This is a genomic window from Inquilinus sp. CA228 (genome assembly GCF_052078665.1).
Taxonomy (GTDB): Bacteria; Pseudomonadota; Alphaproteobacteria; order DSM-16000; family Inquilinaceae; genus Inquilinus.
Map to the genome: position 1 here is coordinate 80,090 of NZ_JBQJIK010000017.1, position 24,560 is coordinate 104,649.

Genomic DNA, 24,560 nt, shown 5'->3' on the forward strand with positions numbered 1-24,560 from the left:
GAAGAGACTCCGACTACGCGTCGTAGTCGAGGCCCCAGATCGAGTAGCGGGCGGGGTCGTCGAGCCAGTTCTCGCGCACCTTGACGAACAGCGAGAGATGCACCCGCTGCTCTGTGATCTCCTCCAGCTCCAGCCGGGCGGCGGTGCCGATCGCCTTGATCATCTGGCCGCTATGGCCGAGCACGATCGCCTTCTGGCCGTTGCGCTGGACATAGATGATCTGGGAGATGCGGACGCTGCCGTCCTTCTGCTCCTCCCAGTCCTCGGTCTCGACCGCGACGGCGTAAGGCAGCTCCTGCTGCAACCGCAGGAACAGCTTTTCGCGCGTAATCTCGGCCGCCAGCAGGCGCATCGGCATGTCGGAGACCTGGTCTTCCGGGAACAGCCAGGGGCCTTCCGGCAGGCGGTCGGCCAGAGCGCGGCGCAGGTCGTCGACCCCGTCGCCGGTCAGGGCCGAGATCATGAAGGTGTCGGTGAAGACGCCGGAGGCGTTGAGGTCGGAGGCCAGGGCCAGCAGCACCTCGCGCCGCACCGCGTCGATCTTGTTCAGGATCAGGATCGCCTGGCGCTTCGACTGGGCCAGCTTCTCGACGATCGACCGGCTCTCCTCGCGCACGCCCCTCAGCGAGGCGTCGACCAGCAGCAGCACCAGGTCGCCCTCGGCCGCCCCGGCCCAGGCCGCCGCGACCATGGCGCGGTCGAGCCGGCGGCGCGGCTTGAAGATGCCGGGCGTGTCGACAAACACGATCTGGGTCGCGCCCTCCGTCGCGATGCCGAGCACCCGGCTGCGCGTGGTCTGCACCTTCGGCGAGACGATGGCGACCTTGGTGCCGACCAGGGTGTTGAGCAGGGTCGACTTGCCGGCGTTGGGGGCGCCGATCAGGGCGACGAACCCGCAGCGCGTCGCAGCTTCGGTCATGCGGAGAGCCTTTGCAGGAGGGCGGCGGCGGCATCGCGCTCGGCCACCCGTTTCGACGGGCCGCTGGCGCTGGCCGCCGGCTGGCCTTCGATCTCGACCCGGATCTCGAACACCGGCAGGTGGTCGCTGCCGCCGCGCGACACTTCGACATAGCGCGGCAGCTGCAGGCCGCGGGCGAGCGCCCATTGCTGCAGCGCCGATTTCGGATCTTGCGGCGGCGCCTCGTTCTGAACGATGAAGCCGGCCCAGGCCCGGCGGATGAAGCCGGCCGCAGCCGCAAGCCCGCCGTCGCGGTAGAGCGCGCCGATCACCGCCTCGCAGGCGTCGGCCAGGATGGTCGGGTTCTCGCGGCCGACCACCTCCTCGCCCGGCGACAGGATGAGATGATGGCCGAGGCCGATCGCCTGGGCCACCTCGACCAGCGCCTCGCGCCGCACCAGGGCGACGTGGCGCTTGGCGATGGCGCCCTCGGCCTCCTTCGGGAAGCGCTCGAGCAGCCATTCGGCGATGACCAGGCCGAGCACCCGGTCGCCCAGGAACTCCAGCCGCTCATAGCCATGCTTGGCGACGCGCCGCTTCTGGCCGCTGACGCTCGGATGCGTCAGCGCCTCGACCAGCAGCATCGGCTCGCGGAAGGCGTGGCCGAGCTGCCGGGCGAACGCGTCGAGGCCGTCTTCGGTCCCGGCGATCAGTGGATCCCCGTGAACATGCGGCTGAAGCGGAGCGCGAACGGCCATTTCCAGACCTGCCAGAAGCTGGCGTCGTCGAGGCTGAACCACAGGAACTCGGCGCGCCCGACGAAGTTCTCGACCGGCACGTAGCCGACATCGGCCCGGCTGTCCAAGCTGTTGTCGCGGTTGTCGCCCATCATGAAGTAGTGGCTGGGCGGCACCTCGTATTCCGGGGTGTCGTCATAGCGCTGGTTGTCGTCGATCTCCAGGATCCGGTGATCGACCGGCGCGCCGCCATCCGTGCCCGGCAGCGTCTCGATGTACTGGTGGTACAGGATGCGCTGCCCGTACTGGGTCATCACGAAGGGCTCGACCTCGCGGCGCTCGGCCATCTGGCCGTTGATGTAGAGCCGCCCGCCAGTGACCTTGACGCGGTCGCCGGGCAGGCCGATCACGCGCTTGACGTAGTCGACCGAGGTGTCCTTCGGCAGGCGGAACACGGCGACGTCGCCCCGGGCCGGCGGGCTGCCGAGGATCCGGCCGTCGAACAGCGGCAGGCCGAAGGCGATGGTCTGGGCGCTGTAGCCGTAGGAGAACTTCGACACGAACAGGTAGTCGCCCACCAGCAGCGTCGGGATCATCGAGCCGGACGGGATGTTGAACGGCTCGAAGGCGACCGTGCGGATGCCGAAGGCGATCGCGATCGCATAGACCACGGTCAGGATGGTTTCGACCCATCCGCCCTTCTTCTTCGACATGTCGATCGACTTCTGGTGCTGGCTCATGGCGCCCTTGTATGGTCCGGCGGCGGAGGGAAATCAATCGCCGGTGAGGGCGACATTGGTCGCAGGCCGATCACGCCGGGCAGGCGGTCAGCGGCTGCGGGCACGATCCACCGCGCTGATCACAGGCATGGCGCGGAGGGCCGCGATGATGTTGGTCAGGTGCTTGACGTCCTTGACGTCGATGTCGATCAGGATCTCGAAGAAGTCGACCGAGCGGCTGGTGATCTTGAGATTGGTGATGTTGCCGCCGTTCTTGCCGATCACCGTGGTCAGCGTGCCCAGGCTGCCCGGCTCGTTGCTGATCGTCACCTGGATCCGGCCGACATGGTCGTCGACGGCGTCGACGCCGGCGTCCCAGCTGACGTCGAGCCAGCGCTCCGGCGCGTTGTAGAAGCTTTCCAGCGTGTCGCAGTCGATGGTGTGGATGGTCACGCCCTTGCCGGTGGTGACGATGCCGACGATGCGGTCGCCCGGGATCGGGTGGCAGCAGCGGGCATAGTGCACGGCGAGGTTCGGGATCAGGCCGCGGATCGGGATCGCGCCCGGCCCGCCCGTGGCGGCCTTGCGCGGCCGGGTGAGCGGCACGACCTTGCCGGACCGTTCCTTCTCCTGCTGCACCTGGGCGCGGTGGCCCGGGAACACGGCGTGGAACACGTCGCGCGCGCCCAGCACCCCGGCCCCGACATTGGCCAGGATGTCGTCGGGCTCGGCGGCCTTGAAGATCTTGAGGACGCCGTCCAGCGCCTTGTCGGAGAACTCGTAGCCCTCCTGCCGGAACACGCCCTGCAGCATCGAGCGGCCGAGCTTGGCGTGCTCGTCATGCTGCTGGCCACGGATGAAGCGGCGGATGCAGGCCCGCGCCTTGCCGGTGGCGACGAAGCGCTCCCATTCCGGCGACGGCGTCGAGGTCTTCGAGGTGATGATCTCGACCTGGTCGCCGTTCTGCAGCAGGTGGCGCAGCGTCACCATCCGGCCGTTGACCCGGGCGCCGACGCAGGTGTCGCCGATCTGGCTGTGCACCGCATAGGCGAAGTCGACCGGCGTCGCGCCCTGCGGCAGGGCGATCACGGCGCCCTTGGGGGTGAAGCAGAACACCTGGTCCTGGAACAGGGCCAGCTTGGTGTGCTCCAGGAACTCCTCGGGCTTCTGCGCCTGGTCGACGATGTCGAGCAGGTCGCGCAGCCAGCGGTACTGGGTGCCGTCCTGGGTCCGCTCATCCTGCTTGTAGGCCCAGTGCGCGGCGACGCCGAGCTCCGCGATCTCCTGCATGTCGCCGGTGCGGATCTGGACCTCGATGCGCTGCCGTATCGGCCCGATCACGGCGGTGTGCAGCGACCGGTAGCCGTTCGGCTTCGGCGTCGAGATGTAGTCCTTGAAACGGCCGGGCAGCGAGGCGTAGCGGCTGTGGATCAGGCCCAGCGCATGGTAGCAGTCGCCCTCGGTCTCGACCACGATCCGGAACGCCATGATGTCGGTCAGCTGCTCGAACGCCATGTTCTTGCGCTGCATCTTGCGCCAGATCGAATAGGGGCGCTTCTCGCGGCCGAGCACGGCGGCCTTGAGCCCGCCCTCCTCCAGCACGCGCTGCAGCTCGGCGATGATTTTCGAGACGACGTCCTGGCTTTCCTCGCGCAGCTGGGTCAGGCGGCGGACGATGCTCTCGCGCGCATCGGGGTGGAGCTGGGCGAAGGCCAGGTCCTCCAGCTCCTCCTGCATGCCGTGCATGCCGATGCGCTCGGCCAGCGGGGCGTAGATCTCCAGCGTCTCGCGCGCGATCCGGCGGCGCTTCTCCTCGTTGTTGAAGGCGCCGAGGGTGCGCATGTTGTGCAGCCGGTCGGCCAGCTTGACCAGCAGCACCCGGATGTCCTTGGACATCGCCAGCACCAGCTTGCGGAAATTCTCCGCCTGCTTGGACTGGTCGCTCTGCAGCTCCAGCTTCGACAGCTTGGTGACGCCGTCGACCAGCTGCGCCGTCTCGCGCCCGAACAGGCCCTCGAGCTCGCTCAGCGTCGCGCCGGTGTCCTCGACCGTGTCGTGCAGCAGGCCGGTGACGATCGAGCCCGTGTCGAGCTTCATGCCGGCAAGGATGCCGGCGACCTCGATCGGATGGACGAAATAGGGATCGCCGGAGGCGCGCTTCTGCGAGCCGTGCGCCTTCATCGAATAGACGTAGGCGCGGTTGATCAGGTCCTCGTCCGCCGACGGATCGTAGGCCTTGACCCGCTCGACCAACTCGTACTGGCGGATCATGCCGCGCCCCGCCACCGATCCATAAACCATTCTCCCGGACGGACGGCCCAGCGCCCGTCCGGACAATATGTTGAACCAGAATCCGCCGCGTTGTGGATCAAATTCGGCGGGCGCGCGACAGCCATGCCCTGGCCTGACAGGTCAAGCCGCATCATCGATCTCCCGACAGGCGGCCTGACACCATGCCGGGCAGTTCCGCTTGGATCAGATGTTGTCTTCGGTGGAGCCGATTTCCAGGTCGCCGCGGCCGTCCTCGTCCTCCTCGGCTTCCTCCTCCGCCTCGTCGTCGGCGACGCCGATGCCGAAGGTGGACTCCTCGTCCGAGCCGACGGCGGCGGCCGGGGCCTGCGGCGCAACGCCGGCCTTGAGCCACTCCTCCTCGCCGGCCATCAGCTCGATGATCTCCTCATCGGCCTCGTCGATCTCGGCCAGCTTCTGATGGCCCTTGACCAGCGCTTCCTCGAGGCTCGCCAGCGGCACCGTCTCGTCGGCGATCTCGCGCAGCGCCACCACCGGGTTCTTGTCGTCGTCGCGGTCGATGGTCAGCGAGGCGCCGGACGAAATGTCGCGGGCGCGCTGGGCCGCCATCAGCACCAGATCGAACCGGTTGGGGATCTTGAGGACGCAATCCTCGACGGTGACGCGAGCCATGGGCTACCGCTCCTGCACGAAAACAGCCACGAAGATAGAATCGTGACAAGATGGATGCAACGCAACGGCTGCATCTTTGTTATACCGAAGGGCGGACCACGTAGCGCAGATGCGGCGGATGCGCAAGCCTCGTCGCGAACCGTTGACCGCTCCTTGCAAAGTGGGTAGCGAACCCAATCTGTCAACCTGTCCCCTGCCGCGAAGGAACGCACATGATATTCTATAAGGAAGAACGGCTCGCAATATTCATTGATGGCGCCAACCTCTATGGCGCGGCCCGTTCCCTTGGCTTCGATATCGATTATCGCCGGTTGCTCGACCTGTTCGCCAAGAAGGGTCGCCTGATCCGCGCCTTCTATTATACGACGCTGATCGAGGATCAGGAATATTCTCCTATCCGCCCGCTGATCGACTGGCTCGACTACAACGGCTACACCATGGTGACCAAGCCGTTGCGCGAGTACACCGACAGCCAGGGCCGCCGCCGGGTCAAGGGCAATGTCGACATCGATCTGGCGATCGACGCGCTGGAGATGGCCGACCGGGCCGACCACATCCTGCTGTTCTCCGGCGACGGCGACTTCAAGCGCCTGGTCGAGGCGATCCAGCGCAAGGGCGTCCGCGTCACCGTGGTCTCGACCATCAAGTCGAGCCCGCCGATGGTGTCGGACGAGCTGCGCCGTCAGGCCGACAACTTCGTCGAGCTGATGGAGCTGTCGCCGCACATCCAGCGCATGAACGCCCCGAACCGCACCCACGCCGCTCCGGCGGTCGAGGGCGATGACGGCAATGTCGAGGAGACGGTGCAGCAGGCGGGCAGCTACGCTCGTTCCGCCTGATGTGGCCCAGGCCGGTTTCCCCGGGAGGGAACCGGCCTGCCGCGATCAGCCGCGGTCGCGCAGGACGCGCGACTTTTCGCGCTGCCAGTCGCGGGCCTTGATGGCCTCGCGCTTGTCATGCGCCTTCTTACCGCGGGCCAGGCCGAGATCGACCTTGGCGAAGCCGCGGGCATTGAAATAGATCGACAGCGGGATCAGGGTCATGCCCTCCCGCTTCACCTTCCCCAACAGCTTGTCCCGTTCCCGCCGGCGCACCAGCAGCTTGCGCGGCCGCTTCAGCTCGTGGTTGAAGCGCTGGGCCGGCCCGTATTCCGGGATATGGGCGTTGAACAGGTACAGCTCGCCCTGCATCTCGCCGGCATAGGCGTCCTGCAGGTTGCCGCGGCCCTCGCGCAGCGACTTCACCTCGGTCCCGACCAGGACGATGCCGGCCTCGACATTCTCGTCGATGAAATAGTCGTGCCGTGCCCGCCGGTTCTGCGCGACGAGGCGACCCGGGGTCTTCGGCTGTGCCATGATTCTCGCTGTGCTCCAGTCAGTTGATCAGGCCGGCGAAGGCCATCGCCGCGCGCACCTCGGCCCGGGTCGCCTCGCCCGGCGGCACCAGCGGCAGCCGGACATGGTCGCCGCCGAGGCCGAGCAGCTTGGCGCCGTACTTCACCGGCCCCGGGCTGGTCTCCAGGAACAGCGCCCGGTGCAGCGGCATCAGCCGGTCGCGCACCGCCTCCATCCGCTTCAGATCGCCCGCGGCCCAGGCGGCGTGCATCTCGGCGCAGAGCCGGGGCGCCACGTTGGCGGTGACCGAGATGCAGCCATGGCCGCCCTGCGCCAGGAATGCCGTGGCAGTGGCATCCTCGCCCGAAAGCTGGCAGAACTCGGGACCGATCCGCAGCCGCGTCGCCAGCGGCCGCACCAGGTCGGCAGTCGCGTCCTTGACCCCGACGATGCGCGGCAGCTCGGCCAGGCGGGCCATGGTGTCGATCGACATGTCGACCACGCTGCGGCCCGGGATGTTGTAGATCACGATCGGCAGATCGACCGCGTCATGGATGGCCCTGTAATGCTGGTAGAGACCTTCCTGCGTCGGCTTGTTGTAGTAGGGCGTGACGACCAGCGCGGCGTCCGCGCCGGCCTTCTGCGCGTGCCGGGTCAGGGAGATCGCCTCCTCGGTCGAGTTCGAGCCGGTGCCGGCGATCACCGGGACCCGGCCCTTTGCCACCTCGACGCAGAGCTCGACCACCCGCTCGTGCTCGGGGTGGCTCAAGGTCGGGGACTCGCCGGTGGTGCCGCAGGGCACCACGCCCTGTGTGCCCTCGCGGATCTGCCAGTCGACGAAGCCCTGGAAGGCTTTGTCGTCCACCCCGCTCTCGGTGAAGGGCGTAATCAGGGCGACGATCGATCCCTTGAACATGGAAGCTTCCGTGGGCGTTGGAATGGTAAACGCAGTGTCATAGCCGCTGTGGTGCGGGCCGGCAAGCAAACGGCGCTGGCCGCCGCCGCGGCGCTGCTGCTGATCAATACCGCGCCGGCCCTGGCCCAGCCGGCCACGCCGGCCGAGATCAAGGCAGCGCAGGCCCTGTTCTTCGCCGTCGACCGCAACGCCTGGGACGTGGTGCGGACGGTCGAGACCCAGATGGCCAGCACCCTGGTCGGCCGGCTGGCGACCTGGGCCGACCTGTCGCGCCCGGACAGCACCGCCGGCTTCGAGGAGCTGGCCGCCTTCGTCGTCCGCAGCCCGGACTGGCCGAACGTCCAGGCCCTGCGCCGCCGCGCCGAGCGGACGATGCCGGACGGGCTGCCGGCCGACGCGGTGGTCGCCTGGTTCGACGCCTTCGCCCCGCTGACCGCCGAGGGCGCGCTGCATTTCGGCACGGCGCTGCAGACGGTCGACCCGATCCGCGCCCGGATCTGGGCCCGCGACACCTGGCGCGGCATCGCCCTGACCGGCGCGCAGGAGACCGAGTTCCTGGGAAGCTTCGGCAATCTGCTGAACGCCGACGACCACTGGGCGCGGCTCGACGCCCTGCTCTGGGCCGAGCGGACGGACGAAGCGCGCCGCATGCTGTCCCGCATCTCCGGCGACCGGCGCCTCGTCGCCGACGCCCGGCTGAAGCTGATGGCGCGCACGCCGGACGCCTCGGCCGCGTTGCGGGCCCTGCCGGCGAAGCTGCTGCAGGATGAGGGCATCCTGTACGAGCGCGCCCGCTGGCGCCGCCGCAACGACGACGAGGCCGGCGCCATCGAGATGCTGGGGCAGCAGCCGAAGACCTCGGCCCATGCCAAGGCCTGGTGGCTGGAGCGGCACATCATCGCCCGCCGGCTGTTCGACGAGCAGTCCTACCGCCGCGCCTACCAGCTGGTCACCGCGCGCGAGCAGAGCGACCCGGTGGACCGCGCCGAGAGGGACTTCCTGGCCGGCTGGCTGGCGCTGCGCTTCCTCGACCGGCCGGACGACGCGGTCGGGCATTTCGAGACGCTGTATGCCGACGTCTCGATGCCGATCAGCCTGGCCCGCGGCGCCTATTGGGCCGGCCGGGCGCATGAGGCCGCCGGCCACAAGCAGAAGGCGGCGGACTGGTACCGGACGGCGGCGAAGCAGCCGCTGACCTTCTATGGCCAGCTCGCCGCCGACAAGCTGGACCAGCCCAGCATCGCCGCCCTGCCGGTGTCGGCGACGCCGAGCACTCAGGCGGTGGATTCCTATGGCGGCGACCTGGCCCGCGCCGCCCGGCTGCTCGACGCCGTCGGCCAGCGCGACCGCGCCGACCTGTTCCTGCGCAAGCTGATGGTCGACGCCGACACGGCGGAGAAGAACCGGCTGCTGGCGACGCTGGCGACCTCGATGCAGTACCCCTTCGTCGCCGTCCGAGCCGGCAAGGCCGCGGCGCGCGAGGGCCTGACAGTGATCGACGCCGCCTATCCGCTGGTGCCGCTGCCGGACGATCTGAGCGGCCTGCCGCCGGCCCTGGTGCTGGGCCTGGCGCGGCAGGAGAGCGAGTTCAACGCCACCGCCGTCTCCAGCGCCGGGGCGATCGGGCTGATGCAGCTTCTCCCTGGCACCGCCCGCGACGTCTCCCGGGCACTCGGCATCGACCACACCACCGGCATGCTCAGCGGCGACCCGGTGCACAATCTCCGCCTCGGCAGCCGCTACCTGGCCGACCTGATCCGGCGCTACGACGGCAACTGGCCGCGGGCGATCGCCGCCTACAACGCCGGCTTCGGCCGGGTCGACACCTGGGCGCCGACGCCGTCGAAGACGCCGGAGCAGGTGGTGGACTGGATCGAATCCATCCCGCTGCCGGAGACGCGCAGCTACGTCCAGCGCGTGCTGGAGAACACGCAAGTCTACCGCCTGCGCCTGGGCGAGGCGCCCAAGGCCGGGGCGCTGGAGGCGGACCTGCTGCGGTGAGGAATGCGGGCTCCGGGCTGCCTTCCCCCGATTGTCGTGCCCGGGCTTGACCCGGGCATCCAGAGGCTGTCGACATTCTCTGGATTGCCGGGTCAAGCCCGGCAATGACAAGAAAGTGGTTCCGTACTTAGTTTAGGTTCGCGCTTTAAATGATTGAGAAAGAACGATGATCGTCTCCGTCACCGATATCGAGGCCGCCGCCGCGCGGTTGCGCGGCCAGGCCGTGCGCACGCCGCTGCTGCGCTCGCCGCTGCTCGACGCCCGGGCCGGGCGCGAGGTGCTGGTCAAGGCCGAGCCGCTGCAGCGCACCGGGTCCTTCAAGTTCCGCGGCGCCTACAACCGCATCGCCATGATCCCGGAGGCCGACCGGGCCCGCGGCGTGGTCGCCTTCTCCAGCGGCAACCACGCCCAGGGCGTGGCGGCGGCGGCCAAGCTGTTCGGCATCAGGGCCACGATCGTGATGCCGGCCGACGCCCCGGCGATCAAGCGGCGCAACACCGAATCCTACGGCGCCACCGTGGTGGCCTATGACCGCTTCGGCGAGGACCGCGAGGTGGTGGCAGCGAAAATCCAGGCCGAGACCGGCGCCACGCTGGTGAAGCCCTATGACGACCCCGGCATCATCGCCGGCCAGGGCACGATCGGCCTGGAGATCGCCGAGCAATGCGCCGAGCTGGGCGTGCGCCCGGACGCGGTGCTGGTCGGCTGCAGCGGCGGCGGCCTGGTCTCCGGCATCTCGGTGGCGGTGAAGGCGCGGCTGCCGGGCACCCGGATCTATGCGGCCGAGCCGGAGGCGCTGGACGACATGCGGCGGTCGCTGGCCGCCGGCGAGCGGGTGAAGAACGATCCCGGGGCCCGGTCGATCTGCGACGCGTTGCAATCCCCCACCCCTGGCGAGATCACCTTCTCAATCGCGCGCGAGACGCTGTCGGGCGGCGTCACCGCTTCGGACGAAGCGGTGCTGCGGGCCATGGCCGTGGCCTTCGACACGCTGAAGCTGGTGATGGAGCCCGGCGGCGCCATCGGCCTGGCGGCGACGCTGGAGCGGCGAATCCCGGACGACATCCGCAGCGTCGTCATCGTCTGCTCCGGCGGCAATGTCGATGCCGCGACCTTCCGCGACGCGCTCGCCACCCTCTGACCCGATGACCGGCCGTCCTGCCTTGTTCGACCGGCTGCAGGGCTGGTGGGAGGGCCGCGCGGAGGGCGGCCGGCCGCCGCATCGCGACGCGCTGAGCCCGGTCGAGATCATGCCGATGCTGCCGCATCTGCTGATGCTCGATCTCTCGGGTCCGGCGCGGGTGCTGTGGGCCGGCACTGCGGTGAAGGAGGCGCTGGGCGGCAATCCGGGCGACCAGCCGCTCGACCGGACGCCGCTGGGCGGGCCGGAGGCCGAGGCCGCGATCGCCCGGATGATCGCCGAAGCCCGGCCGGTCGAGGCCCGGCTCGGCGGCCGGCCGGCGCTGCTGTGCCCGCTGGCCGACGACACCGGCGCGATCGGCGCGGCGCTGGCAGGGCTGGCGCCGCCGGATCCCTGATCCCCTGTCCGAATTTCGCCACAACCACCCGCCACTCTATGGGCAGATCGTCCCATCCAGTCGCGGACGGATCAAATTTTCCTAGAGAGACGACCCGGCCGCTGTAACCGCAAGGTCGTCCCCCGAGCATCGAGTCAGTCCGGGACGCCGTTTTCATCGCTGCATAGTGCGACCCATTGAGGACCACCATGCCCGGATTCCGACGGATCGTTGCGATCCTGCTGCCGCTGCTGGCGCTCTCCCTCCCCGCCTTCGCCGCGGTCCCGAACGGACCGCATCCCCGCATCTGGCTGACGCCGCAGGTCATCGCCAGCTGGCAGGCGGCGCAGTCGGTGCCCGGCAGCCCGGTGGCCCGCGCCATCGCCAAATGCACCGACGCCCGGCTGAATCCCGCCAGCTACACCAGCGGCCAGTACCAGGGCTTCCGCTGGGTCGAGGCGCTGGATTCTTGCCTGGTGGCCCGCGCCGCCACCGGCTCGACCCTGCACCGCGACACCGCGATCAAGTACTGGCAGGCGCTGCTGGACGACGCGGACATCATCGGCGACGCCAACGGGCCGCGCTACCCGAACACGACGGGCCCGGCCACCGCCTTCGGCATCGCCGCGCGCGACGCCGGCTATTCGATGCGCACCAACGGGGCCTGGGGCGCGCTCGGCTATGACTGGCTGTACAACGATCTGAGCCCGGCGCTGCGGGCCAAGGCGGCCACCCGCTTCGCCCAGTGGATCGCCTTCCACCAGGACCCGGACACCTATCAGCGGGCCGAGGCCGGGTCGAACTACCATGCCGGCCACGTGCTGGCGGTCACCCTGCTCGCGATCGGCCACGGCGACGCCATGGACGCCGCCAGCCCGGGCAGCGGCACCGCCCTTTGGAACTACGTCAGCAACACCATGTGGGCCCAGGTGATGGCCGGCGGCATGGGCGCGCGCGAGCCGCTGCCGGGCGGCGACTGGGCCGAGGGCTGGCAGTACGGGCCGCTGTCGGTGCTCTCCTACGCCCTGGCCGGCCGCGCCATGACCGAGCGCGGCGTCGCCCAGCCCTGGATCGCCGCCTGGCTGCACCAGTCGCTCTACCGCTACGTCTACGGGCTGACTCCGAACGACCGGATGTTCGTCGGCGGCGACACCGACGACCCGGAGCCGACGCTGGCGGCCAATCCCCTGCCCCTCTACGCCGTGCTGGCCGGCCCGGCCGCCGCGCTGGACAAGGCCCAGGCCAAGGCCGAGCTCGCCCGGCTGGCCCTGCCGGCGCCGCCGGCCAATGGCGATTTCACCCTGCTGTTCCAGGCGCTGGCAGCGGCCGAGACGGTGACGGCCCAACCGATCGACCGCGCCGCCCTGCCGCCGGGCTGGCTGGCCGCCGGCGCCGGCAATTTCTACGCCCGCAGCGGCTTCGGCCCCGGCGCCGCCTGGATGGTCAGCCAGTGCCGCGGCCTGATCAGCGCGCATCAGCAGCTCAACGCCGGCAACATCGTGCTGTCGCGCGGCGCCGATGCGCTGGTGGTCGACCCGTCGCCCTACGGGTCGCAATCGACCCTGACCGGCAACGCGCCGACCATGAGCCAGCCCCATTTCGCCGCCGACTACCGGCCGAGCCAGGGCAGCTGGGGCGAGGAGAACCCGCCCGACCTGCTGCCGCTATCGCTGTCGACCCGCTTCCTGTTCGCCCGGTCGGCGGTGTCCTCCGGCGTCTCGGCGACGCAATGCACCTATACCGGCCAGTTCCGCTTCCAGGGCAATGCGTCCGAGATCGTGTGGGGGACGCGGCGCGACCTGGTGCTGCTGCCCGGCGCGACCGGCGCCTCGGTGGTGGTGCGCGACCTGGTCCGCACCAACCCGGCGTGGAACCAGACGCCGAATCCGCTGCTGCTGCGCTTCCGCTCGCCCGGGACCTTCGTCCAGGGCCCCGGCGGCGACCGGGCGCGCGTGGTGGTCGGCGGGTCGGCGCTGCTGGTGCGGCGGCTGTCCGGCGCCGCCACGACCGCGGCGGGCGCCGTGCCGGTGGATGATTTCTGCGACGAGCAGGGAACCTGCATCGACGGCCGCTTCCCGGCGGGCGAATGGGCGGTGACGGTGCCCGGGCCGGACCCGGGCGCGATCCACCTGCTCGACGCCGATGCCGGCAGCAGCATCGCGCCGACGGCCTCCGCCATCCGCACCGGCTCGGTCATCCTGACCTCGGTGTTGCGCGAGGGCCGGCAATACTACGTCGCGTCCCACACCATGGTCAGTGGCGTGGTGACCGGCTACGACGCCCCGGCGGTCGCCAGCACCCATATCGTGCTCGACCCGCCCGTCGGCGCCCGGGTCAGCGTCACCGCGACGCTGAACTCGACAGCCCACACCTGCCGCTTCGCCCTGGCTACGGCCAGCGGCACCGCCGGGCTCGCCAGCCAGCCGCTGATCATGCGGGTCGGCCCGACCTGCGCCGTCCAGGAATAGGCCGGAGCCGCCGCATCGCACCGCCTCGCCGACGTTCATCGAACCGTCATCAACCTGAAACAATTCGAACATTACGGATCGGTAAGGTCCGCCCCGGATTCTAAGCCCGCCGCCACGGCAGCCAGCCCAGAGGGGACCGAGATGGACCACGATTCCACCCTGTCGCGCGTTCAGCGCTACGAGCAGCAGGACGACCGCAGCAGCAACCTCTCCGACAATCCGACCATGGGCGACATCGTCAACGCCCGCTTCGGCCGGCGCGGCATGCTGCGCGGCGCCCTGGCCGTCTCGGCGATCAGCGCGGTGGCGGGCCCGGCCGCGTTCCTGTCCAGCCGCCCGGCGCAGGCGCAGGCCGCCGCGGCCTCGCGCTACGTCTTCGAGGAGCTCGAGGCCGGCGTCGACGCCAAGCATCATGTGGCCGAGGGCTACGACGCCGACATCCTGATCCGCTGGGGCGACCCGGTGGTCAAGGGCGCGCCGGCCTTCGACGTGCAGAAGCAGACCGCCGACGCGCAGGAGAAGCAGTTCGGCTACAACAACGACTACATCGGCTACGTGCCGCTGCCGCTGGGCTCCACTGCGAGCGACCACGGCCTGCTGGTGGTGAACCACGAATACACCGACGCCGCGATCATGTTCCCCGGCCTCGCCGACGCGAAGGGCGAGTTCGAGCTGTCGCAGGTGACCAAGGAGCAGGTCGACATCGAGATGGCCGCGCACGGCCAGTCGGTGATCGAGATCAAGCGTGGCGCCGACGGCAAATGGGCCGTGGTGCCCGACAGCACCTATGGCCGCCGCATTACCGCGCTGTCGACCGAGTTCCTGGTCACCGGCCCGGCCGCCGGCCACGACCGGCTGAAGACCAAGGCCGACCCGAGCGGCAGCAAGGTGATCGGCACCATCAACAACTGCGCCGGCGGCACCACCCCTTGGGGCACCACGTTGCATGCCGAGGAGAACTTCAACGGCTATTTCGGCGGCGAGCTGAAGGACGACCATCCGGAGGCCCGCAACTACAAGCGCTATGGGATGGGCGAGGCGGAATACGCCTGGAGCCTGCACCATGACCGCTTCGACCTGGTCAAGGAGCCGAACGAGGCCAACCGCTTCGGCTGGGTGGTCGAGATCGACCCGACCGACCCGACCTCGACCCCGAAGAAGCGCACTGCGCTGGGCCGCTTCAAGCATGAGGGCGCCGAGAGCATCGTCGCCAAGGACGGCCGCGTGGTGTTCTACGCCGGCGACGACCAGCGCTTCGACTACCTGTACAAGTTCGTCACCGCCGGCAAGTTCGACCCGAACAACCGGGCGGCGAATCTGGACCTGATGGACGAGGGCACGCTGTACGTCGCCAGGTTCGACGCCGACGGCAAGCTCGCCTGGATGCCGGTGGTGTTCGGCCAGGGCCCGCTGACCGAGGCCAATGGCTTCAAGAGCCAGGCCGACGTGCTGATCGAGACCCGCCGCGCCGGCGACCTGCTGGGCGCCACCAAGATGGACCGGCCGGAGGACGTGCAGCCGAACCCGGTGAACGGCAAGGTCTACGTCATGCTGACCAACAACGATCGGCGCAAGGCCGAGCAGGTCGACGCCGCCAACCCGCGGCCGGAGAACAGGTTCGGCCATATCGTCGAGATCACGCCGGCGGATGGCGACCACGCCGCCACCGCGGGGACCTGGGACCTGCTGGTGAAGTGCGGCGACCCGGCCGTCGCCGAGGTCGGCGCCACCTTCCACCCGGGCACCAGCAAGAACGGCTGGTTCGGGTCGCCCGACAATTGCGAGATCGACGCCGACGGTCGGCTGTGGGTCTCGACCGACGGCAACAACTTCAAATACAGCGGCCGCGCCGACGGCATCTGGGGGCTGGAGACCGAGGGCGAGGCCCGCGGCACCGGCAAGCTGTTCTTCCGGGTCCCGGTCGGCGCCGAGATGTGCGGCCCGAAGATCACCCCGGACATGACCGCTTTCTTCGTCGCGGTGCAGCATCCGGGCGAAGGCGGCAAGGAGTGGCCGGAATTCGGCCGCCCCAGCACCTTCGCCGACCCGTCGACCCGCTGGCCCGACTTCCAGGACGGTATGCCGCCGCGCCCCTCGGTGGTGGTGATCACCAAGCAGGGCGGCGGCAAGATCGGGGTTTGAGGTTTAGGAAAGTCGCATAACCGTATGATAATCTTATAGATCGCCATTGCGAGCGCAGCGAAGCAATCCAGGGCCGTTTGCTCCAACCCTGGATTGCTTCGTCGGCTTCGCCTCCTCGCAATAACGGCGAGGGTTGTCGGAGACCCGAACCTCCCCTCGCGGGGAGGTTTTTTTGTCGCTTCCCCGCTGTCGATCTTGCGGTGCAGTCGACCCATATCGATAGTGGCGCGGGTTTCGCGAGACGATCGGACCACACGGATCATGAGACGCCTGAACGCGGCCGCCGCGGCCGCCATCATCGCCCTGCTCGGGCTGGTCAGCGCCGCCCGGGCGCAGAGCGACGACCTGTATGTGCTGGGCATCGCCCTGTTCGTCGCCTGCGTCGGCAGCGTCATGCTGCTGATCAAGCAGCATTTCGACGCCCGCGACGAGCGGCCGAGCCGCGCCTTCCTGCCGAGCGAGCCGGAGTCCTGCTTCGTGGTGACCTTCCTGCTCGGGATTCTGGCCGTCATCGGGCTGATCGCGGCGACCTCGCCCGAGCTGTACCGGGTCGGGCTGGGCGTGTTCATCGTCAGCGTCCTCGGCGCCGGCGCGGCCCTGAAACGGGGCTACGACCTGGTCGACCGCGGGCATGCCCGGGACCATGCAGATGCGCATTGAAGCCATGCGTTGCGACGGCCCGCCGCAGCCCCGAACCCGGCATCTGATTGCTTGACAATTTTGCGTTCGCCCCCAAATCCATAGGGCGGCCGGTGATGGTTCGTCCCCCCGACCATCACCAAGATCCTCCGATGGGATCGATTTAGCCGTCAGCCGGGCCGGACGCTCCCTTCCCCTCCGAGCGGATCGGACCCAGGCTTAAGAACGGCCCCGACGCATCCCCCCGCGTCGGGGCCACTTCTTTTTCCGGTTCAGGGTTCAGCCGCAACATATTGGATTTTATCGATTTCGGCAGCAATGCCGATCTCCCTCAAGGACTGGCGACTTTCGAATCTGTCGCTGGCCGGCCGATTTCCTTCGCCAAAGCGATTGACAAGCCCTTCGCAGCGCAACATGGATGCATGACGCAGTTGCAGCATCGCGGCTGCCGCACGGGGATGCACCATGCCGGATACGCGCCCAGCCACGCCTCGGCCGGAGGACCCGCCCCTCGCCCGCGAGCTGACCCAGCTGCTGAAGCGCTACGAGAAGTCCCAGCGCGAGGACCCCTTCGCCAACCCGATCCAGCATCTGGCGCTGGAGCTGTCGCGCCGCCTGGCCGACGGCAAGCTGGGCTATCGCGACATCGAGGAGTTGATCGGCCATCTGACGATCGAGGGCTTCAGCCACCGCGCCGCCCGGCTCGGCCGCTATCTCGGCGAGACCGGGCCCGAGGCCAATGACGCGACGCTGCGCGCCCTGTTCCAGCGCCTGGCGCAGGACGAGGTGGGCAACACCGTGCCCTTCGCCGCCTTCCGCCGCCGGGTCGAAAGCGAGGCCTTCGGCGCCGTCTTCACCGCCCATCCGACCTTCAACCTGTCCGGCGCCCTGATGGCCGACCTGGCGGTGCTGGCGGTCGGCCGCACCGCCGACGGCACGCCACTGACCGAGGAGGCCCGGGCTGCCCTGCTGGCCCGCGCCGCCGCGGTCGAGCACCGGCCGGACGAGGATCTCAGCCTGGCGCGCGAGCACGCTCTGTCGCTCGACGCCATCGCCAATGCCCGCGCCGCGCTCGGCCGCGCCTGGGGCATCCTGCTGGACGTCGCCCGCGACGCCTATCCGGAGGACTGGCGCAGCCTGACGCCGCGGCTGGTCACCCTGGCCTCCTGGGTCGGCTACGACCTCGACGGCCGCTCCGACATCCGCTGGACCGACACGCTGCACAAGCGCCTGCTGGTCCAGGCCGTGCAGCTCGACCACTACCTGTCCGAGGTGCGGGCGATCCGGTCGCAGGTGCCGCGCGGCGCCGCCGACCTGTTGGAGACGCTGGACCTGCTGGAGAGCCGGGTGGCGCTGGCCATTGCCCAGATCCGGGACGAGGTCGCCGCCTTCGCCGTGGCCGATCCGGGCACCGCCGCCGGGCGCGAGCAGATCCGTGTGATCAGCCAGCGCATCCATGCCGGCCAGGCGCTGCGCCTGACCGAATCCGCCAGCCTGATCGCGATCGTCGACCGGGCGCTGGAGCGCACCGACGACCCCGACCTGTCGCGCCGCTTCTGCCTGCTGCGGGCCGAGCTGGCGACGCATGGGCTGGGCGCCGCCCACACCCATGTGCGGATCAACGCCACCCAGGTGCACAACGCCATCCGCAAGGCGGTCGGCATGGTGTCCGACCCGAACGACCCGCGCTACCGGCAATCCTATCTCGACCGGCTGAACGCGCTGCTCGACGCGGTCGAGCCGGTGACGGTGAATTTCGGCTCGCTGCTGTCGGAGCGCACCTCGGTCAAGCGCCTGTTCATGCTGCTGGCGCAGATGCTGAAATACAACGACCGCTCGGCGCCGATCCGCTTCCTGATCGCCGAGAGCGAGAGCGCCCTGACCTGCCTGACCGCGCTGTACTACGCCCGGCTGTTCGGGGTCGACGGCATGGTCGACATCTCGCCGCTGTTCGAGACCGAGAAGGCGCTGGAAAACGGCAGCCGGATCATCGAGCAGCTGCTGGAGAACCCGCATTACCGCGACTACGTCCGCCGCCGCGGCCGGGTCTGCGTCCAGACCGGCTATTCCGACGCCGGGCGCTATCTCGGCCAGACCCCGGCCGGCGCCTCGATCGAGCGGCTGCGCCTCCGGCTGATCCGGGTGGTCGCCAAGGCCGGGCTGCCGGACGTGCAACTGCTGATCTTCGACACCCATGGCGACTCGATCGGCCGCGGCTGCCATCCCGGCGGCATCGCCGACCGCCTGTCCTATGTCGATCCGCCGGCGACCCGGGCCTTCATGGCCAGCCAGGGCGTCGCCTTCAAGCAGGAGGTCAGCTTCCAGGGCGGCGACGGATACCTGTACTTCGCCCATCCCGACATGGCCTATGCCGTGGTCACCCGCATCCTCGAGCACATCCTGGCCGAGGTCGACGGCACCCAGGACGGCAAGGTGGCGGACGACCCGTTCTACGACGAGGCCTCCTACATCCGCGAGTTCTTCACCACGGTGAAGGAGTTCCAGGTCCGGCTGATGCAGAGCCGCGACTACGGCGTGCTGCTGCAGGCGCTAGGCCCGAACCTGCTGTTCCCCTCCGGCAGCCGCGCCACCAAGCGGCAGCACGAGGACCCGAGCGAGCTGGACCACGCCATGCCGTCGCAACTGCGCGCCATCCCGCACAACGCGATCCTGATGCAGCTCGGCCTGCTGGCCAACAGCGTCGGCGGCGCCGGCGCTGCCATCGCCAAGGACCCGGAGCGGTTCCGCGAGCTCTACGCCGCCTCGCCGCGGTTCCGGCAGTTGATCGGCATCGTCACCTACGGCACCTCGGCCAGCAACCCGGCGGCAATGCGGTCCTATATCGACGCGCTCGACCCCGGCTCCTGGATCATCCGCGCCGCCGCCACCGGCGACCGCGAGCTGGCGGACCGGATGGTGGCGCTGTCCGGCCATCTCGAGCCGATGCCGGTGTACGAGCGGCAGAGCCGCGTCTTCCGCGCCCTGCACAAGGATTTCATCCTGCTGCGCGAGGGGCTGGAGAGCGTGGCCGACGAGGCGCCGCATGTCGACGCCGCCAGCCGCGACGCGCTGGCCGTGCTGCACGCGGTGCGGCTGGCGCTGATCCAGGAGATCTTCCTGCTGGCGATGCGGATCCCGGAATTCTCCAGCCGGCACAACCTCACCGTGAAGCAGGTGATCGCCCGCATCCTGCATCTCGACGTGCTGCCGGCGGTGACGTCGCTGGAGGAGATCTTCCCGCTGACCGAGGACACCATCGCCGTGGCCGATTTCGGCGAGGCCGCGAGCTACAGCTCGGATGAGAGCCAGAACTACCAGTTCGAGAACGAGCGGATCTTCCGGCCGATGCGGCAGCTGTACGGCCTGGTGCGCCGGGTCTCGGCCGCGGTGGTGCACCGCACCGGCTTCTTCGGGTAGACAGGCGGGCGAGGGCATCGGTATGATAATATCATACCGGGTGTCTCTAGGAGGCCGCATGTCCGCCACCGAAAAACGCACCTTCAGCCTGCCGGCCGAGCAGGCCGCCTTTATCGACCAGCTTGTTGCCTCGGGCGCCTATGCCACGAGCAGTGAAGTGATCCGTGCTGGCCTGCGCGCTCTCCAGGAGCGCGATGCCGCCGTGGAGCGTTGGCTGCGCGAGGAAGTGGCGCCGGCCTACGACGCCTGGAAGGAGGACCCTTCCAGAGTCATCCCGATCGACAAGGTGTTCGACAGTCTCCGCGCGCATCACGCCGCCCGCCTCAAGGGGGAGGTGTGAAGCGTCGCCGCGTCGTTCTGTTGCCGGAAGCGCAGGCGGACCTGAGATGGATATACGATACCATCGATCATGCCGCGGGCCCGGTCACGGCCATGCGCTATATCGAGCGTATCGAGACCTATTGCCGTGGTTTCGACTACGCCTCGAAACGCGGCACCCTCCGAAACGATCTGCGGCCTGGGCTTCGCATCGTCGGCTTCGAGCGCCGCGTGACCGTGGCCTTTGCTGTGGAAGCCGACGACGTGGTGATTTTCCGCTTGTTCTATGGCGGTGCCAACTGGGAGGCCGAACTGGCCGAGGGTAGCGAGACCTGATCCCTGCCCTTTTTGGTGCGACGCGCCAGGCACCGTCTTCAGGCAGGCGGACCGCGCGCCCGACAGCGTCCCGGCCGCTGCCCCATTCCACCGCCGGCCGCGCTGGTCTAGACAGGAGGCAACAGATCCTCCAGCGGCCGAGATCCGATGACCGATTCCAGCAGCGCCCCGCGCACCATCCGCCTCGCCGACTACCGCCTGCCCGACTTCCTGATCGACACGGTCGACCTGCGCTTCGACCTGCGCGAGGACGGAGCGACGGTGACGTCGCGCCTGACCATGCGGCGCAACCCGGCGACCTCCGACCCCGCGGCGCCGCTGGTGCTGGACGGCCAGGGCCTGAGGCTGACCGGCGTCGCGCTGGACGGCGAGACGCTGGGCGACAACCGCTATTCGGTCGATGCCGAGCACCTGACCCTGCCTGGCCTGCCCCAGTCCTTCACCCTCGAGATCACCACCGAGATCGAGCCGCAGAACAACACCTCGCTGCAGGGGCTCTACACCTCCGGCGGCAATTTCTGCACCCAGTGCGAGGCCGAGGGCTTCCGCCACATTACCTACTATCTCGACCGGCCCGACGTGCTGGCCCGCTACACCACCACCATCGTCGCCGACAAGGCCAAGGTCCCGGTCTTGCTGTCGAACGGGAATCCGGTCGGTGCCGGCGAGGCCGAGGGCGGCCGGCACTGGGCAAAGTGGGAGGATCCGTTCCCCAAGCCGTCCTACCTGTTCGCCCTGGTGGCCGGCGACCTGGTGGCGGTCGAGGACCGCTTCACCACCCGGTCCGGCCGGCCGATCGACCTCAAGATCTTCACCCGCCGCGGCGACGAGACCAAGGTCGGCCACGCCATGCGGTCGCTGAAGGCGTCGATGGCCTGGGACGAGCAGGTCTATGGCTTCGAATACGACCTCGACCTGTTCATGATCGTCGCCGTCTCCGACTTCAACATGGGGGCGATGGAGAACAAGGGCCTGAACATCTTCAACACGGCCCTGGTCCTGGCCAGCCGCGAGACCGCCACCGACGGCGACTTCCAGCGCGTCGAATCCGTGGTGGCGCACGAGTATTTCCACAACTGGACCGGCAACCGCATCACCTGCCGCGACTGGTTCCAGCTGTCGCTGAAGGAAGGCCTGACCGTCTTCCGCGACCAGGAGTTCTCGGCCGACACGAACAGCCGGCCGGTGCAGCGCATCGGCGATGTCCGCCGCCTGCGCGCCATCCAGTTCCCGGAGGATGCCGGCCCGATCGCCCATCCGATCCGGCCGGAGAGCTATATCGAGATCAACAACTTCTACACGCCGACGGTCTATGAAAAGGGGGCGGAGGTCATCCGCATGATCCACACCCTGCTCGGGCCGGAGGGGTACCGCAAGGGCATCGACCTCTATGTCGAGCGTCATGACGGCGAGGCCGCGACCTGCGAGAACTTCGTCGCGGCGATGGAGGATGCCAGCGGCGTCGACCTGACGCTGTTCCGCCGCTGGTACTCCCAGGCCGGCACGCCGGAGATCAAGGTCGAGGAGGAGTGGGACGCCGGCCGCTACAGCCTGACCCTGGCGCAGTCGACCGCGCCGACGCCGGGCCAGCCGGACAAGCAGCCGCTGCACATCCCGGTGGCGCTCGGCCTGCTCGATGCGCAAGGCCGCGACCTGCCGGTGCGCTTGGCCGGCGAGGCCGAGGCCGCGCCCGGCACCCGGATCCTGTCGCTGACCGAGGCGCGCCAGCGCTTCGTGTTCGAGGGGCTGGCCGAGCGGCCGGTGCCGTCGCTGTTCCGCGGCTTTTCCGCCCCGATCAAGCTGGCGCCGCAGCCGCGCGAGCGGCTGGCCTTCCTGTTCGCCCATGACAGCGACCCGTTCAACCGCTGGGAGGCCGGCCAGCAGCTGGCGGCCCAGCTGCTGCTGGAGGGCGTCGCCGCCCGCAAGGCCGGGCGCGCCTGGCGGCTGGATTCGGATTTCGTTGCCGCCGTCGGCCGGTTGCTGGACGATCCGGCGCTCGACGCCGCCTTCGTCGCCGAGGCGATGGCGCTGCCGAGCGAATCCTTCCTCGCCGACCAGATGGCGCTGATCGACGTCGAGGGCATCCATGCGGTGCGCGAGGCGGCGCGGCTGGCCATCGCCACGGCGCTGCGCGACCGGCTACTGGCCGTCTATCAGGCCAATGACGACCGCGGACCGTTCGACGTCTCGGCCGCCGCGGTCGGCCGGCGGGCGCTGAAGAACGTCTGCCTGGCCGCCCTCGGGCTGCTGCAGGGCGACGCCGAGGCCACCGGACTGGTCCTGGCCCAGACCCGGACCGGCGGCACCATGACCGACGTGCTGGCGGCGCTGACCGTGCTGCGCGACCGCGACATCCCGGAGCGCAAGCAGGCGCTGGAGGCATTCTACGCCCAATGGCAGGACGAACCGCTGGTGGTCGACAAGTGGTTCGCGCTGCAGGCGACCTCCGCTTTGCCCGGCACGCTCGACGCGGTCAAGGCGCTGACCCGGCACCCGGCCTTCACCCTGCGCAACCCGAACCGGGCGCGGGCGCTGATCTCCAGCCTAGCGATGGGCAACCCGCTGCATTTCCACGCCGCGGACGGCTCCGGCTATGCCTTCCTGGCCGACCAGGTGCTGGCGCTGAACGGGCCGAACCCGCAGCTGGCGGCGCGCATCCTGGTGCCGCTCGGCCGCTGGCAGCGGCACGAGCCCGGCCGCCGGGCGGCGATGCAGGCCGAGTTGGACCGCATCCTGGCGGCGCCCGACCTGTCGCGCGACGTCTACGAGATCGCGGCGAAGAGCCGGGCGTAAGGCGGCACGAGACCGGGTTCGCTGCCGGCGAATCCGACCCGTGTCGAAGCGTTGCAGATGAAACCTCGGCCGGATTTCGGCCGAAGGAACAGGGGGAGGACGATCCGGATGACGCTATGGTCTGAGAGCCATTCCACGGCCTCGGTGCGAAACAGCTGCTTCATTTCGTGCCGTTGACCGGACCGGGCTGGCGCCTTACCTCGCCTGCAGTCTCTGGAGCACCGATCCCTTGGCCCCCATCCCGCCCCGCCCTTCCTCGACCGGCCCGATCGATGACCGCGCCGCCGGCCGCTGGCTGAAGCGGCAGGCCGGGCTGGCGCGCCGGCCGATCGGCCTGACCGCGGCGGCCGGGATCGCCCAGGGCCTGTGCGGCGTCGCCCAGGCCGGGCTGATCGCCTGGATCCTGCAGCGCGCGGTGATGGAGGGGGCGGCGCTGTCCGACCTCTGGCCGCTCTTCGCCGCGCTGCTGGCCGCGGCGCTGCTGCGGGCCGGCGCCGCCTGGACCTGGGAGGCGCTGGGCGCCGTGGCGGCGACGCGGGTGAAGACCCGGCTGCGGCGGCAGATCCTGGACCGCGTCCACGCCCTGGGACCCGCCTGGCGGGCGGAGCGGCAGACCGGCGACCTGGCGGTCACGCTGATCGAGCGGATCGAGGCGCTGGACGGTTACTACGCCCGCTTCCTGCCGCAGAGCCGGGTGGCGATGGTGCTGCCGATCCTGATCCTGGCCGCGGTCTATCCGATCGACTGGGTGTCCGGCGTGATCCTGACCATCGCCGGGCCCTTCGTGCCGCTGATGATGGCGCTGATCGGCATGAAGGCGGCCGATGAGAGCCGCAAGCAGTTCCGCGTCCTGGCGCGGATGAGCGCCTATTTCCTCGACCGGCTGCAGGGGCTGGCAACGCTGCGGCTGTTCGGCCGGGCGGAGGCGGAGGTCGAGGGCATCGCCCTGGCCGCCGACGCCTTCCGCGACCGCACCATGCGGGTGCTGCGCATCGCCTTCCTGTCCTCGGCCAGCCTGGAGTTCTTCGCCTCGGTCGCGGTCGCCGTCGTCGCCACCTATGTCGGGCTCGGCCTGCTCGGCCATATCGGCTGGGGCACAGCGCCGACCCTGACCCTGTTCAGCGGCCTGTTCGTGCTGCTGATGGCGCCGGACTTCTTCCAGCCGCTGCGGCTGCTGGCCGCCTATTACCACGACCGGGTGGCCGCGATCGGCGCCGCCGAGGGCCTGGCCGAGGTGCTGGACACGCCGGACGAGGCGCCCTCCGGCGGCCGGCCGATGCCGGAGGGCGAGCTCGACATCGTGTTCGAGAACGTCTCGGTCGCCTTCGACGGCGGCGCCCGCAGCGCCGTGCGTGGCGTCAGCCTGCGGATCGCGCCGGGCGACCACGTCGCGCTGGTGGGCA

Annotated in this window: 20 protein-coding genes; 12 read left to right on the forward strand and 8 right to left on the reverse strand. The window is 69.5% G+C overall.

Annotation, left to right across the window (positions count from 1 at the left end):
- Positions 1-13: 13 nt before the first annotated feature.
- The 5 genes from era to rpoZ all read right to left on the reverse strand — a co-directional run bounded on the left by era (position 14) and on the right by rpoZ (position 5,276).
- Positions 14-919, reverse strand: a complete 906-nt coding sequence (gene era, locus ACTOWL_RS10695; RefSeq protein WP_441321202.1) for a GTPase Era — start codon at positions 917-919, stop codon at positions 14-16.
- Entirely contained in the window at positions 916-1,656 is a 741-nt protein-coding gene (gene rnc / locus ACTOWL_RS10700) for a ribonuclease III (protein ID WP_441321203.1), read from the reverse strand. The genes era and rnc overlap by 4 nt, the downstream gene beginning before the upstream one ends.
- A complete protein-coding gene (gene lepB, locus ACTOWL_RS10705) occupies positions 1,608-2,375 on the reverse strand; it encodes a signal peptidase I (RefSeq protein WP_441321204.1) in 768 nt (255 codons plus the stop codon). Before lepB ends, rnc begins: the two co-directional genes overlap by 49 nt.
- 87 nt (positions 2,376-2,462) lie before the next feature.
- On the reverse strand, positions 2,463-4,625 hold the full coding sequence (locus tag ACTOWL_RS10710) for a RelA/SpoT family protein (RefSeq protein WP_441321225.1): 2,163 nt from the start codon (positions 4,623-4,625) through the stop codon (positions 2,463-2,465).
- Positions 4,626-4,829: 204 nt separating this feature from the next.
- Positions 4,830-5,276, reverse strand: coding sequence for a DNA-directed RNA polymerase subunit omega (rpoZ, locus tag ACTOWL_RS10715; RefSeq protein ID WP_441321205.1), 447 nt, complete (start codon positions 5,274-5,276; stop codon positions 4,830-4,832).
- Positions 5,277-5,488: 212 nt separating this feature from the next.
- Between rpoZ and ACTOWL_RS10720 the strand changes: the two genes are divergently transcribed.
- Positions 5,489-6,115: a LabA-like NYN domain-containing protein gene (locus ACTOWL_RS10720; RefSeq protein WP_441321206.1), complete on the forward strand. Its 627-nt coding sequence runs from the start codon at positions 5,489-5,491 to the stop codon at positions 6,113-6,115.
- 45 nt (positions 6,116-6,160) lie between these two features.
- On the opposite strand, the gene smpB is transcribed toward ACTOWL_RS10720, so the two are convergent.
- Together smpB and dapA are read right to left on the reverse strand one after the other, a co-directional pair.
- Positions 6,161-6,631, reverse strand: a complete 471-nt coding sequence (gene smpB / locus ACTOWL_RS10725) for an SsrA-binding protein SmpB (RefSeq protein WP_429229810.1) — start codon at positions 6,629-6,631, stop codon at positions 6,161-6,163.
- A gap of 19 nt (positions 6,632-6,650) precedes the next feature.
- Entirely contained in the window at positions 6,651-7,526 is an 876-nt protein-coding gene (dapA, locus tag ACTOWL_RS10730; protein WP_441321207.1) for a 4-hydroxy-tetrahydrodipicolinate synthase, read from the reverse strand.
- Between the two features lie 51 nt (positions 7,527-7,577).
- Here dapA and ACTOWL_RS10735 point away from each other — a divergent pair, with 51 nt between their 5' ends.
- The 6 genes from ACTOWL_RS10735 (at position 7,578) to ACTOWL_RS10760 (ending at position 16,314) form a co-directional block, all read left to right on the forward strand.
- A complete protein-coding gene (locus tag ACTOWL_RS10735; RefSeq protein WP_441321208.1) occupies positions 7,578-9,527 on the forward strand; it encodes a transglycosylase SLT domain-containing protein in 1,950 nt (649 codons plus the stop codon).
- Between the two features lie 166 nt (positions 9,528-9,693).
- Positions 9,694-10,668, forward strand: a complete 975-nt coding sequence (locus ACTOWL_RS10740) for a threonine ammonia-lyase (protein WP_441321209.1) — start codon at positions 9,694-9,696, stop codon at positions 10,666-10,668.
- 4 nt (positions 10,669-10,672) lie between these two features.
- Positions 10,673-11,065 carry a hypothetical protein gene (locus tag ACTOWL_RS10745; RefSeq protein ID WP_441321210.1) on the forward strand — a complete coding sequence of 131 codons (393 nt, stop codon included), beginning with the start codon at positions 10,673-10,675 and terminating at the stop codon, positions 11,063-11,065.
- Between the two features lie 188 nt (positions 11,066-11,253).
- Positions 11,254-13,512 (forward strand): hypothetical protein, encoded by a 2,259-nt coding sequence (locus ACTOWL_RS10750; protein ID WP_441321211.1) that lies wholly within the window; start codon positions 11,254-11,256, stop codon positions 13,510-13,512.
- A 141-nt stretch (positions 13,513-13,653) separates the two neighbouring features.
- Positions 13,654-15,654: a PhoX family protein gene (locus ACTOWL_RS10755; protein WP_441321212.1), complete on the forward strand. Its 2,001-nt coding sequence runs from the start codon at positions 13,654-13,656 to the stop codon at positions 15,652-15,654.
- 261 nt (positions 15,655-15,915) lie between these two features.
- A complete protein-coding gene (locus ACTOWL_RS10760; protein WP_441321213.1) occupies positions 15,916-16,314 on the forward strand; it encodes a hypothetical protein in 399 nt (132 codons plus the stop codon).
- 251 nt (positions 16,315-16,565) lie between these two features.
- Here ACTOWL_RS10760 and ACTOWL_RS10765 read toward each other — a convergent pair whose 3' ends face one another.
- Positions 16,566-16,760: a hypothetical protein gene (locus tag ACTOWL_RS10765; RefSeq protein WP_441321214.1), complete on the reverse strand. Its 195-nt coding sequence runs from the start codon at positions 16,758-16,760 to the stop codon at positions 16,566-16,568.
- Here ACTOWL_RS10765 and ACTOWL_RS10770 point away from each other — a divergent pair.
- The 5 genes from ACTOWL_RS10770 to ACTOWL_RS10790 form a co-directional block, all read left to right on the forward strand.
- Positions 16,759-19,710 carry a phosphoenolpyruvate carboxylase gene (locus tag ACTOWL_RS10770; protein WP_441321215.1) on the forward strand — a complete coding sequence of 984 codons (2,952 nt, stop codon included), beginning with the start codon at positions 16,759-16,761 and terminating at the stop codon, positions 19,708-19,710. The two genes, ACTOWL_RS10765 and ACTOWL_RS10770, sit on opposite strands and share 2 nt — an antisense overlap.
- Before the next feature lie 58 nt (positions 19,711-19,768).
- Positions 19,769-20,050 carry a type II toxin-antitoxin system ParD family antitoxin gene (locus ACTOWL_RS10775; protein WP_441321216.1) on the forward strand — a complete coding sequence of 94 codons (282 nt, stop codon included), beginning with the start codon at positions 19,769-19,771 and terminating at the stop codon, positions 20,048-20,050.
- A complete protein-coding gene (locus ACTOWL_RS10780) occupies positions 20,047-20,364 on the forward strand; it encodes a type II toxin-antitoxin system RelE/ParE family toxin (RefSeq protein ID WP_441321217.1) in 318 nt (105 codons plus the stop codon). The genes ACTOWL_RS10775 and ACTOWL_RS10780 overlap by 4 nt, the downstream gene beginning before the upstream one ends.
- Before the next feature lie 147 nt (positions 20,365-20,511).
- Entirely contained in the window at positions 20,512-23,157 is a 2,646-nt protein-coding gene (gene pepN / locus ACTOWL_RS10785; RefSeq protein ID WP_441321218.1) for an aminopeptidase N, read from the forward strand.
- 229 nt (positions 23,158-23,386) lie between these two features.
- The coding region (locus ACTOWL_RS10790) for an ABC transporter ATP-binding protein/permease (protein WP_441321219.1) at positions 23,387-24,560 on the forward strand (1,174 nt) is incomplete at its 3' end.

What these genes read in the sequence shown, in the direction of transcription:
- era (WP_441321202.1), bottom strand. Translation starts at nt 919, where the DNA reads ATGACCGAAGCTGCGACGCGCTGCGGGTTCGTCGCCCTGATCGGCGCC.
- rnc (WP_441321203.1), bottom strand. Translation starts at nt 1,656, where the DNA reads ATGGCCGTTCGCGCTCCGCTTCAGCCGCATGTTCACGGGGATCCACTG.
- lepB (WP_441321204.1), bottom strand. Translation starts at nt 2,375, where the DNA reads ATGAGCCAGCACCAGAAGTCGATCGACATGTCGAAGAAGAAGGGCGGA.
- ACTOWL_RS10710 (WP_441321225.1), bottom strand. Translation starts at nt 4,625, where the DNA reads ATGATCCGCCAGTACGAGTTGGTCGAGCGGGTCAAGGCCTACGATCCG.
- rpoZ (WP_441321205.1), bottom strand. Translation starts at nt 5,276, where the DNA reads ATGGCTCGCGTCACCGTCGAGGATTGCGTCCTCAAGATCCCCAACCGG.
- ACTOWL_RS10720 (WP_441321206.1), top strand. Translation starts at nt 5,489, where the DNA reads ATGATATTCTATAAGGAAGAACGGCTCGCAATATTCATTGATGGCGCC.
- smpB (WP_429229810.1), bottom strand. Translation starts at nt 6,631, where the DNA reads ATGGCACAGCCGAAGACCCCGGGTCGCCTCGTCGCGCAGAACCGGCGG.
- dapA (WP_441321207.1), bottom strand. Translation starts at nt 7,526, where the DNA reads ATGTTCAAGGGATCGATCGTCGCCCTGATTACGCCCTTCACCGAGAGC.
- ACTOWL_RS10740 (WP_441321209.1), top strand. Translation starts at nt 9,694, where the DNA reads ATGATCGTCTCCGTCACCGATATCGAGGCCGCCGCCGCGCGGTTGCGC.
- ACTOWL_RS10745 (WP_441321210.1), top strand. Translation starts at nt 10,673, where the DNA reads ATGACCGGCCGTCCTGCCTTGTTCGACCGGCTGCAGGGCTGGTGGGAG.
- ACTOWL_RS10750 (WP_441321211.1), top strand. Translation starts at nt 11,254, where the DNA reads ATGCCCGGATTCCGACGGATCGTTGCGATCCTGCTGCCGCTGCTGGCG.
- ACTOWL_RS10755 (WP_441321212.1), top strand. Translation starts at nt 13,654, where the DNA reads ATGGACCACGATTCCACCCTGTCGCGCGTTCAGCGCTACGAGCAGCAG.
- ACTOWL_RS10760 (WP_441321213.1), top strand. Translation starts at nt 15,916, where the DNA reads ATGAGACGCCTGAACGCGGCCGCCGCGGCCGCCATCATCGCCCTGCTC.
- ACTOWL_RS10770 (WP_441321215.1), top strand. Translation starts at nt 16,759, where the DNA reads ATGCCGGATACGCGCCCAGCCACGCCTCGGCCGGAGGACCCGCCCCTC.
- ACTOWL_RS10765 (WP_441321214.1), bottom strand. Translation starts at nt 16,760, where the DNA reads ATGGTGCATCCCCGTGCGGCAGCCGCGATGCTGCAACTGCGTCATGCA.
- ACTOWL_RS10775 (WP_441321216.1), top strand. Translation starts at nt 19,769, where the DNA reads ATGTCCGCCACCGAAAAACGCACCTTCAGCCTGCCGGCCGAGCAGGCC.
- pepN (WP_441321218.1), top strand. Translation starts at nt 20,512, where the DNA reads ATGACCGATTCCAGCAGCGCCCCGCGCACCATCCGCCTCGCCGACTAC.